This is a genomic window from Micromonospora sp. MH99 (genome assembly GCF_021442385.1).
GTDB lineage: Bacteria > Actinomycetota > Actinomycetes > Mycobacteriales > Micromonosporaceae > Micromonospora.
On sequence record NZ_MUZA01000116.1, the window covers coordinates 1 to 10,583 of the forward strand.

The window sequence follows — 10,583 nt, forward strand, 5'->3', positions numbered from 1 at the left end:
CGCCGCCGCGCCGTCGCACCACGCCGCGCGCACCCGGCCGCGCCGACCGGCCGGCGGCCCGCCGGCCGTCGCGCAAGCCGCCGCGTCCACCGAAGCTTGCCGACCCACGGCTGCGGCTGCGCCTGGGTACGGTGCTCACCCTGGCGCTCTTCGTCGTCATCGGGGTGCGGTTGGTCTTCCTGCAGGCGGTCGACACCCCGGCGTACGCAGGTGGTGGCGTCGCCGACCGGACCCGCACGGTCGAGCTGCCCGCACCGCGCGGCGCGATCTACGACTTCCGGGGCGAGCCGCTGGCCCACAGCGTCGAGGCGCGGTACGTGTTCGCCGACCCCACCCTGATCGAGGACCGGTCCAACCCCGCGTGGATCGGCGCCGACGCCACCGCCAAGGCGCTCTCTCCGCTGCTCGGCATTCCGGTGTCCAAGCTCACCGAGCTGATGAAGCCCCGCAAGCTGGAGAACGGCAACCCGTCGCGGTTCGAGTACCTGGCCCGGGGGGTGGAGATCCCGGCTGCCAAGCAGGTGCTGGCGCTGGAGCTGCCCGGCATCGGGGTGCACCGCGACGAGCGTCGGGAGGTGCCCGGCGACGACCTGGCGGCCAACCTGATCGGCTTCACCAGCCAGGACATGGTCGGGCTGGAAGGGCTGGAGGCCCGCTACGACGAGCTGCTCGCCGGGCAGGACGGCAAGCGGGTGTACGAGGCGGGCCTCGGTGACCTCGCCGCGCCGATCCCCGGCGGCTACAGCAAGACGACCCCGGCCAAGCCGGGCAGTTCGCTGACCCTCACCATCGACCGTGACCTGCAGTTCCGTTGCCAGCAGATCCTCAGCGCGGGGATGGCGGGGCAGCGGGGCGCGACCGCCGCCGCCGTGATCATCGACGTCGCCACCGGCGAGGTGCGGGCCCAGGCCAGCGACCCCACCTACAACGCCGCCAAGCCGGGAGACAGCGACCCGGTCGCCCGCGAGGACGCCGCGACCAGCTTCGTGGTCGACCCCGGCTCGGTGCACAAGGCGATCACCTACGGCGCCGCGCTCCAGGAGGGGGTGATCACCCCGGACACGACGCTGCCGATCGCGAACAGCATCAAGAAGGGTGACACCTGGTTCTCCGACACCCACCCGGCCAACGGCCGCAAGATGAGCGTGCCCGGGATGCTTGCCTTCTCGTCGAACGTCGGCGCGATCACCGTCGCCGACCGGCTCGGCCCGGAGCGGCTGATCGACTACCAGAAGCGGTTCGGGCTGGGCAAGGCCACCGGCGAGGGCCTGCCCGGGGAGGCCAGCGGTCGGCTGCTGCCCCTCGACGAGTGGAGCGGTTCGTCGGCCGGGTCGGTGCCGATCGGGCACAGCGTCGACGCCACCCCGTTGCAGATGGCCGCCGCGTACGCCACCATCGCCAACGACGGCACGTACGTGCAGCCGCACCTCGTGAAGGAGACGATCGGCCCGGACGGCAAGCGCACCCCCGCGCCGGCGCCGGTCACCCGCTCGGTGCTCAGCCCGCAGAACGCGGCGGCGCTGCGCACCATGCTGGAGGCCGTCACCACTGTCGAGGGCGCCACCGGCACCCTGGCGGCGGTCCCCGGCTACCGGGTCGCCGGCAAGACCGGCACCGGCTGGCGTCTGGTGGACGGCAAGAAGCAACCGGGCGAGGTGTCCTCCTTCATCGGCATGGCCCCCGCCGAGAAGCCCCGGTACGTGATCGCGGTCTTCGTGTACGCGCCCGGTGGTGGGGGCGCGGCGATCGCCAACCCGGCGTTCCGCGACATGATGCAGTTCACGCTGCGTCACTACCGCGTACCGCCGTCCGCGAGTGGTTCCGCACCGAAGTTCGTGGTCTTTCCGCGCTGACCAGCGCAGGGGCGACATCATCGGTGAGTGCCGACGAACCACCGGGGCGGCTGTGCGGCCGGAACCGGACGACCGGGTAGGGTCTGACGCCGTGCCCGGCAATCCACGTCCACGTACCGTGACCGGCGTCCGGCTCGGTGACCTCGCCCTCCGGCTCGCCGTCGACCTCCCGGCGGACGCCGCCGACGTGGTCGTCACCGGCGCCACCCACGCCAGCCAGGAGGTCCGCCCCGGCGACCTGTACGCGGCCCTGCCCGGCGCCCGCCGCCACGGTGCGGAGTTCGCCGTCGGCGCGGCCGAGGCCGGCGCGGTGGCACTGCTGACCGACCCGGCCGGCGCCGAGCTGGCGGCGGCGAGCGGCCTGCCCGCCCTGGTGGTGCCCGACCCCCGCGCGGTGCTCGGCGAGCTGGCCTCGGCGGTGTACGGCGACCCGACGGCGGCGCTCACCGTGATCGGCGTGACCGGGACCGCCGGCAAGACGTCCACCGCGTACCTGGTCGAGTCGGGGTTGCGTGCCGCCGGGCACACCACCGGGCTGATCGGCACCGTGGAGACCCGGCTCGGCGATCTGGTGATCGACAGCGTGCGGACCACCCCGGAGGCGACCGACCTGCACGCGATGCTGGCCACCGCCCGGGAGCGCGGCGTCACCGCAGTGGTCATGGAGGTCTCCAGCCACGCCCTGGCCATGGGCCGGGTCGGCGGGGTGCGCTTCGCCGTCGGCGGGTACACGAACTTCGGCTCCGACCATCTGGACTTCCACGCCGACAGCGCCGACTACTTCGCCGCCAAGGCGCAGCTCTTCGACGGTCGGTGCGCGGTCGAGGTGCTCAACCACGACGATCCGGCGCTCAAGCCGCTCTACAAGCCGGCGACGGTCAGCTACTCGGCCGCCGGCGACCCGACCGCGACGTGGTGGGCCGACGGCGTCGACGGCGAGGGGTACGCGCAGCGGTTCACCGCGCACGGCCCGGACGGCGTGGCGCTGACCGCCGGTGTGGCGCTGCCCGGGCGGCACAACGTGGCAAACGCGCTGCTGGCCATCGCCGCCCTGGTGGGCGCCGGGGTGGACCCGGTGACCGCGGCGGCCGGTGTGGCCGCCTGCGGTGGCGTGCCCGGCCGCCTGCAACTTGTCGACGTCGTCGGCCCGGTACGCGGGGTCGTCGACTACGCGCACAAGGCCGACGCGATAGTGGCCGCGCTGGCCGCGCTGCGCGAGCTGAGCGCCGGTCGGCTGATCTGTGTGATCGGCGCCGGCGGGGACCGCGACCGGGGCAAGCGCCCGGTGATGGGCGCCGCCGCGGCCGAGGGGGCCGACGTGGTGCTGGTGACCGACGACAACCCGCGTACCGAGGACCCGGCCCAGATCCGCGCCGAGGTGCTCGCCGGGGCGTACCGGGCGGGCACGGCCGCCCGGATCATCGAGGTGGCCGGTCGCCGGGACGCGATCGACGAGGCGGTCCGACTGGCCGAGCCGGGCGACGTGATCGCGCTGCTCGGCAAGGGCCATGAGCGGGGTCAGGAGGTGGCGGGCGAGATGCTCCCGTTCGACGACAGCACCGAGCTGGCCGACGCGCTGCGGGCCCGCTTCCCGGACCGGGCGGGTCAGCGGTGATCGCGCTGACGCTGGCCGAGGTGGCCGAAGCGGTCGACGGGCGGCTCGTCGCCGCCGACCCGGCCGCCACCGTGACCGGGTCGGTCGAGTTCGACTCGCGCAAGGTCGGGCCCGGGTCGCTCTTCGTGGCGTTCCCGGGGGAGAAGGTGGACGGGCACGACTACGCGGCGAGGGCGATCGAGGCCGGCGCGGTGGCCGTGCTCGGCAGCCGCGAGGTGCCCGGGGTGCCGATGGTGCTCGTCGACGACGCCCTGACCGCGATGGGCCGGCTGGCCCGCGCGGCGGTGGCCCGGCTGCCCGAGCTGACCGTGATCGGGGTGACCGGCTCGTCGGGCAAGACCACCACGAAGGACCTGATCGGCCAGCTCACCGCCCGCCTCGGCGCCACGGTGGCCCCGCCCGGGTCGTTCAACAACGAGCTGGGCCACCCGTACACGGCTCTGCTGGCCGGACCGGACACCCGCTACCTGGTCATGGAGAAGGGCGCCCGCGGCATCGGGCACGTGCGCTACCTGTGTGAGCTGGTGCCGCCCCGCATCTCGGTGGTGCTCAACGTCGGAACCTCGCACATCGGCGAGTTCGGCTCGCAGGACAACATCGCCCAGGCCAAGGGCGAGCTGGTCGAGGCGCTGCCGCCCGACGGCCTCGCGGTGCTGAACGCCGACGACCCCCGGGTGGACGCCATGGCGAGCCGTACGCGGGCCCGGGTGGTCCGCTACGGCGAGGCGCCCGACGCCGACCTGCGCGCCGAGGACGTCACGCTCGACGAGCGGGGGCACCCGTCGTACACCCTTGTCACGCCGGAGGGAAGCGCGCCGGTACGGCTCGCGCTGACCGGCCGCCACCAGGTCGGCAACACGCTCGCCGCCGCCGCGGTCGCCCGGGAGCTGGGCATGCCGCTGGCCGAGGTGGCCACGGCGCTCGGCGAGCTGGGGCTGAAGTCCACCCGGCGGATGGACGTCTTCGACCGGCCCGACGGGGTGACGGTCATCGACGACTCGTACAACGCCAACCCGGCCTCGATGGCTGTGGCGCTCCGGGCGCTCGCCAGCCTCGGACGTGAGAGGCGTACCGTCGCGGTGCTCGGTTACATGGCCGAGCTGGGCCCGTTCGAGCGCGACGGCCACGCCGAGGTCGGCCGGCTCGCGGCCGAGCTGGGTGTCGACCGGCTGCTCGTGGTGGGTGAGCCGGCCGCGCCGATCCACGAAGGCGCGACAGCGGTAGCGAACTGGGGAGGAGAGTCGGTGCTGCTCACCGATCAGGCGGCGGCCGTCGAGGTGCTGCGGGGCGAGCTACGGCCGGGCGACGTCGTCCTGGTCAAGGGCTCCCGGTACCGGACCTGGGAGGTGGCCGACGCCCTGCGCGCCGACGCCGCCGGGGAGGCCAGTCGATGAGGGCCATCATCGTCGCCATCGGGGTGGCCTTCGTCGTCTCGCTGTTCTGCACCCCGATCGCGATCAAGGTGTTCACCCGGCTCAAGGCCGGCCAGCCGATCCGGTCCGACGGCCCGGCCATGCACCAGGGCAAGAAGGGCACGCCGACGATGGGCGGCGTGGTCTTCATCCTGGCCACCGTGATCGCGTACGTGGCCGGCCACCTGGCCCTGACCACGCTGCCGGACGCGCAGATCGCGCAGGTGGAGCCGACCATCACGGCGCTGGTGCTGCTGGGGCTGATGGTGTTCTCCGGCGCGGTGGGCTTCCTCGACGACTTCCTCAAGGTGCGCAAGCGCAACAGCGCCGGCCTCAACAAGCGCGGCAAGCTGCTCGGTCAGATCCTGGTCGGAGCGGTCTTCGGCGTTATCGCGCTGTGGTTCCCGAGCACGATGACCGACGCGACGGGCAACGCCACCAACACCCAGACCGTGGGCAGCACCACGCTGAGCTTCATCCGGGACATCGACTTCCTGGAGGTCAGCAAGGTCGGCGCGGTGATCATCTTCATCTTCGTGGTGATGGCCGCGACGAACGGCGTCAACCTGACGGACGGCCTGGACGGTCTGGCGACCGGCGCCTCGGTGATGGTGCTCGCCGCGTACGCGCTGATCGCGTTCTGGCAGTACCGCCACTGGTGCGCCGACCCGAGCTACACCCAGCCGTACTGCTACGAGGTCCGGGACCCGTTGGAGATCGCGCTGATAGCCGGGGCCGCCGCCGGGGCCTGTGTGGGCTTCCTGTGGTGGAACACGTCCCCGGCGCGGATCTTCATGGGTGACACCGGGGCGCTGGGCCTGGGCGGCCTGATCGCCGGCATGGCGATGTCCACCCGCACGATCCTGCTGCTGCCGATCATCGGCGGGCTCTTCGTGATCATCACGATGTCCGTGGTGATCCAGATCATCTCCTTCCGGACCACAGGTAAACGTGTGTTCCGGATGTCACCGCTGCAGCACCACTTCGAGTTGGCCGGCTGGAGCGAGGTCAACATCGTGGTCCGGTTCTGGATCATCGCCGGCATCGGTGTGGCCATCGCCCTGGGCCTGTTCTACAGCGAGTTCCTCGCCAACATGACCTGACGGCCCCGGCCCCGGCCCCGGCCCCGACCCCGACCCCGCCTCGACCCCGCCCCGACCCGCCCGGCGCAGGTCGGGGCGGGCGCGTTGCCGGGCATGAGCGGGGACAGGGACTGGGTGGCCCGGGTGGTCGGAACGTCCTTTGCACTGCTTCAACGGAGGCGACACTCCGGTGGCCGAACTGTTGCCTGGGTTGAAGCAGAGCAAAGGACGCGGTGGGGACGGCCGCCCCCCGCCGCGCGCCCCCGCCGCGCGCCCTGCCCGACACGCCCGGTGCGGCGTTGTGGACCTGTCGGGCGCGCCGAGCGGTGATGATGTCCGGGTGGGGGAGGAACGAGAAACCGAGGACAGGGCAGTCGGCCGGCCGCGCCGGCCGTCGACCGTGGAAGCGGGACGAGGCACGGAGGTCGGCAAGCAGTCGGACGAGACCCGCGGCGCGGAGCCGGGTGCGGCACGGCGGGACGTGGCAACGGAGACGCCTGCGTCGCTGCGCGGGCTGGACGCGGCCGGTGGACTGGCCGCGCTGCGGGGCCTGCTGGACCGGCCGCTGGCGTCCTACTACCTGCTGCTGTCCAGTGCCGGCCTGCTGCTGCTCATCGGGTTGACGATGGTCTTCTCGGCGACCAGCGTGAAGGACTACGCCGAGGACGGCAACGCGTCCGCGTCGGTGACCAAGCAGGCCATTTTCGCGGTGATCGGCATCGGGGCGTTCTGGGCGTGTCAGCGCCTGCCCGCCAGCACGTACCGCACCCTGGGGCGGCCGCTGCTGTTCACGTCGGTGGCGCTCCTGTTGGTGCTCAACCTGCTGGTGGCCTACGGCCGGCTCACCAACCAGAAGTCGGTCGCGTTCGGGCCGGTCGAGGCGCGGCTGAACTGGCTGTTCGTCGGCGGGATCCAGGTGCAGCCGTCGGAGCTGGCCAAGTTCGCGCTGGTGCTGTGGGGTTCGCACGTCATCGCCCGCAAGGGGGCCGCGCTGGGCTGGTGGCGGGAGCTGGCCACCCCGCTCTTCCCGGTCATGGGTCTGCTCTTCGTCCTGGTCGGCTACAACGACACGGGCACCATGCTCTGCCTGCTGGCGCTCGTGGTCGGCCTGCTCTGGGCGGCCGGGGTCCAGACGCGCGTCTTCGGCGCGTTGACAGTGATCGGCCTGCTCGGCGTGGGCCTGCTCATCGCCGTGGCGTCGCTGGGCGCGGGCTCCGGCGAGCGCGGCGCGGAGAACTACCGGCTGGCGCGGCTGACGTCGTTCATCAACCCGCCCGACCCGCAGGAGTGCAAGCTCGACGGCTGCCTCCAGCTCTACCAGGGTCGGCTGGCCATCGAACACGGCGGCTGGTTCGGCGTCGGCCTGGGCAAGAGCAGCCTCAAGTGGGACTGGCTGCCCGAGGCGCACAACGACTTCATCTTCGCGATCGTGGCCGAGGAGTTGGGGGTGATCGGCTGCGTCGTGGTGCTGGCGCTGTTCGCGGTGCTCGCGTACACCGGTCTGCGCATCGCCCGACGGGTCGACGACCCGTTCCGGCGGCTGGCGGCCGCCGCCGTGACCACTTGGCTGGTGAGCCAGGCGGTGATCAACATCGGTGGGGTCGTGGGGCTGCTGCCGATCACCGGTCTGCCGCTGCCGTTCATCTCTGACGGCGGAAGTGCCCTGGTCGTGACGTTGGCGGCGATCGGGATGCTGGCGTCCTTCGCCCGCGCCGAACCCGATGCGGCCAGAGCGCTGCATGCCCGTCCGCCGGCCCGGTGGGTCCGACTACTCTGGGCCCCGTTGCCGCCGCTTCCCGGTCGGCGTCGCCGACCGGCGTCGCCGCCGGCTGGCCGAGGGTCCGTGCCCCGGTCCCGCGAGCGGCGCCAGGACGACCAGGCCGCACCGCGCGGCGCCCGGCAGGGCCGGAGCCGCCAGGGTACGGCGAGCGAGAGGAGACGCTGATGGGTCCGCTGCGTTCGGTGGTGCTCGCGGGAGGTGGTACCGGGGGACACATCTACCCGCTGCTGGCCTTCGCCGACTGCCTGCGCCGACACGACCCGGGCGTCCGGATCACCTGTCTCGGCACACCCAAGGGCATGGAGAACGAGCTGATCCCGCCGCAGGGCTACGACCTGCGGCAGATCCCGGCGTACCAGCTGCCCCGGTCGGTGAACATGAACCTGGTGCGTACCCCGGGCCGGATGTGGACCGCGGCCCGCGCCGCGGGCAAGGTGATCGACGAGGTACGCGCCGACGCGGTCGTCGGCTTCGGCGGGTACGTCTCGGTCCCGGCCTACCTGGCCGCGTGGCGTCGTGAGCTGCCCATGGTGATCCACGAGGTGAACGTGCCGCCGGGTGTGGCCAACCGGCTGGGTATGAAGTTCACCAAGAACATCGCGGTCGGCTTCCCGCACCAGCCGAGCCAGGCCGAGTCGCTGCGCGACGCGACAGTGGTCGGGGTGCCGCTGCGCCGCAGCATCGCCTCGCTGGATCGGTACGCGCTGCGTAACGCCGCCCGGGCCCGGTTCGGCCTCCGCCCGGACCTGCCGGTGCTCTTCGTCGCGGGCGGCTCGTCGGGCGCCCGCTCCATCAACCTGGCGGTCTCCGGCGCGGCCAAGGAGCTGGCCCGCAACGGTGTGCAGGTGCTGCACGTGATGGGCGCCCGCAACGAGCCGGTGCCGATCCCCACCGACCTGCCGGTGCCGTACGTGACACTGCCGTACCTGTCCGAGATGGAGCTGGGCTACGCGGCTGCCGACCTCATGCTGGCCCGGGGCGGCGCGATGACGGTCGCCGAGGTGGCCGCGATCGGCCTGCCGACGATCTTCGTGCCGTACCCGCACAGCAATCAGGAGCAGAAGCGCAACGCGCTGCCCGTGGTGGAGGCCGGCGGCGGGCTGCTCGTCGACGACGCGGAGCTGACCCCGGACTGGCTGGAGCGCGCGGTCATCCCGCTGATCCGCGATCCGCAACGGCTCTACGCGATGGGCGCCGCCGCGTCGGCGTACGGGCGGCGCGACGGTGACGAGGCGCTGCGCTCGTTCGTCCTCGAGGCGGTGAACCGGTGACCGCGCAGTTCACCCCGGCCGGCACGCTCACCGCCGAGGACCTGGGCGCCGTCCACCTGATCGGTGTGGGCGGGGTGGGCATGCTCGGCGTGGCCCGGCTGCTGCTCACCCGGGGCATCCGGGTCTCCGGCAGCGACCTGCGCGAGTGGCCCTCGCTGGCGGGTCTGCGGGCGCTCGGCGGCACCATCTATCTCAGCCACGAGGCGACAAACCTCGACGGCGTGGACACCGTGGTCTACTCCTCGGCCATCCCGAAGGACCACCTGGAGCTGGTCGAGGCCCGTCGACGCGGCCTGCGGGTGCTGCACCGCTCGGAGGCTCTCGCGGCGGCGATGACCGGCCGCCGGGCGATCGCGGTCGCCGGCACGCACGGCAAGACCACCACCACCTCGATGGTGACGATGGTGCTCCAGCAGGCAGGTGTGGACCCGTCCTTCGTGATCGGCGGGGAGATCTCCGAGGTCGGCTCGGGCGCCCACCACGGCACCGGCGAGCACTTCGTGGTCGAGGCGGACGAGAGCGACCGCTCGTTCCTCATCTACCGCCCGTACGTCTCGATCATCACGAACGTCGAGCCGGACCACCTGAACACCTACGGCGACTACGAGACGCTGGAGGCGGCGTTCGTGGAGTTCGCCCGCCTCACCGACCCGAACGGGTTCATCATCACCTGTGCCGACGACCCGGGCGGTCGGCGGCTGGCGGCGACCCTGCGCGCCGAGGGGCGGCGGGTGTTCACCTACGGCGCGGCCGAGGACGCCGACCTGCGGTTGACCGAGATCGTCTCCTCGGCGCGCGGCGTGCGCTACCTGGCCGCGATCGACGGGCGGTCGCTGGGCGAGTTCCGGCTGCCGGTGCCGGGGCGGCACATGGGGCTCAACAGCGCCTCGGCGGTGCTCACCGCGTACCTGCTCAAGCTGCCGCTGGAGGCGGCGGAGGCCGCGCTGGCGGTCTTCCCCGGCGTGCGGCGGCGCTTCGAGCGCAAGGGCGTCGCGGACGGCGTGCTGGTCTACGACGAGTACGCCTACCACCCCACGTCGATGACGCTGGCGATGCAGACGCTGCGCGAGGTGGCCGGCGACGGGCGGTTGATCGTCGTCTTCCAGCCGTACCGGCTGTACCGCACCCGCGACAACCAGGCGGAGATCGCTGACGCGCTGGCCATCGCCGACGAGGTGGTGCTGCTGGAGGTCTTCGGGCCGGGCGAGCTGCGCCAGCCCGGTGAGGGCTCGGCGGCGCTGATCGAGGCGGTGGCGCTGCCGGCCGAGCGCAAGGTGTTCGTCGACTCCTGGGAGGCCGCGCCGGTCGAGGTGGTCCGCCGGGCCCGCCCGGGGGACGTGGTGGTGACCATGGGCGCCCCGCCGATCTCGCTGATGGGTGACGAGCTGCTGGCCGCCCTGGGCGCGCGTACCGCCGACTCCGCGTCGGGGGCGACTGTCGACCCGGTGGCCACGACCCCGGCGATCGGTCAGCCGGTGCCCGGCGGGTCCACTGCCGGCGGCGACGGGGCGGCGCTCGGTGGCGCCGCCGCACCGGACGGCGCGGCCCCCACGGCCGGATGAGCCCCGGC

7 protein-coding genes are annotated in these 10,583 nt (G+C 72.9%); all 7 read left to right on the top strand.

Annotated elements, in window-relative coordinates; all coding sequences use genetic code 11:
- Positions 1-1,853: penicillin-binding protein 2 (locus B0E54_RS31245; protein WP_234591413.1), on the top strand; the 1,853-nt coding region annotated here is incomplete at its 5' end.
- Positions 1,854-1,905: 52 nt separating this feature from the next.
- Positions 1,906-3,468 carry a UDP-N-acetylmuramoyl-L-alanyl-D-glutamate--2,6-diaminopimelate ligase gene (locus tag B0E54_RS31250; RefSeq protein WP_234591414.1) on the top strand — a complete coding sequence of 521 codons (1,563 nt, stop codon included), beginning with the start codon at positions 1,906-1,908 and terminating at the stop codon, positions 3,466-3,468.
- A complete protein-coding gene (murF, locus tag B0E54_RS31255; protein WP_234591415.1) occupies positions 3,465-4,862 on the top strand; it encodes a UDP-N-acetylmuramoyl-tripeptide--D-alanyl-D-alanine ligase in 1,398 nt (465 codons plus the stop codon). The genes B0E54_RS31250 and murF overlap by 4 nt, the downstream gene beginning before the upstream one ends.
- Positions 4,859-5,983 (top strand): phospho-N-acetylmuramoyl-pentapeptide-transferase, encoded by a 1,125-nt coding sequence (mraY, locus tag B0E54_RS31260; RefSeq protein ID WP_234591416.1) that lies wholly within the window; start codon positions 4,859-4,861, stop codon positions 5,981-5,983. Before murF ends, mraY begins: the two co-directional genes overlap by 4 nt.
- Positions 5,984-6,443: 460 nt before the next feature.
- On the top strand, positions 6,444-7,907 hold the full coding sequence (locus tag B0E54_RS31265; protein ID WP_234591419.1) for an FtsW/RodA/SpoVE family cell cycle protein: 1,464 nt from the start codon (positions 6,444-6,446) through the stop codon (positions 7,905-7,907).
- Entirely contained in the window at positions 7,907-9,013 is a 1,107-nt protein-coding gene (murG, locus tag B0E54_RS31270; RefSeq protein WP_234591417.1) for an undecaprenyldiphospho-muramoylpentapeptide beta-N-acetylglucosaminyltransferase, read from the top strand. The genes B0E54_RS31265 and murG overlap by 1 nt, the downstream gene beginning before the upstream one ends.
- Positions 9,010-10,575, top strand: a complete 1,566-nt coding sequence (gene murC / locus B0E54_RS31275; protein ID WP_234591418.1) for a UDP-N-acetylmuramate--L-alanine ligase — start codon at positions 9,010-9,012, stop codon at positions 10,573-10,575. Before murG ends, murC begins: the two co-directional genes overlap by 4 nt.
- Positions 10,576-10,583: the final 8 nt, after the last annotated feature.

Coding starts and splice junctions, on each gene's coding strand:
- murG (WP_234591417.1), top strand. CDS start 7,907: ATGGGTCCGCTGCGTTCGGTGGTGCTCGCGGGAGGTGGTACCGGGGGA.
- mraY (WP_234591416.1), top strand. CDS start 4,859: ATGAGGGCCATCATCGTCGCCATCGGGGTGGCCTTCGTCGTCTCGCTG.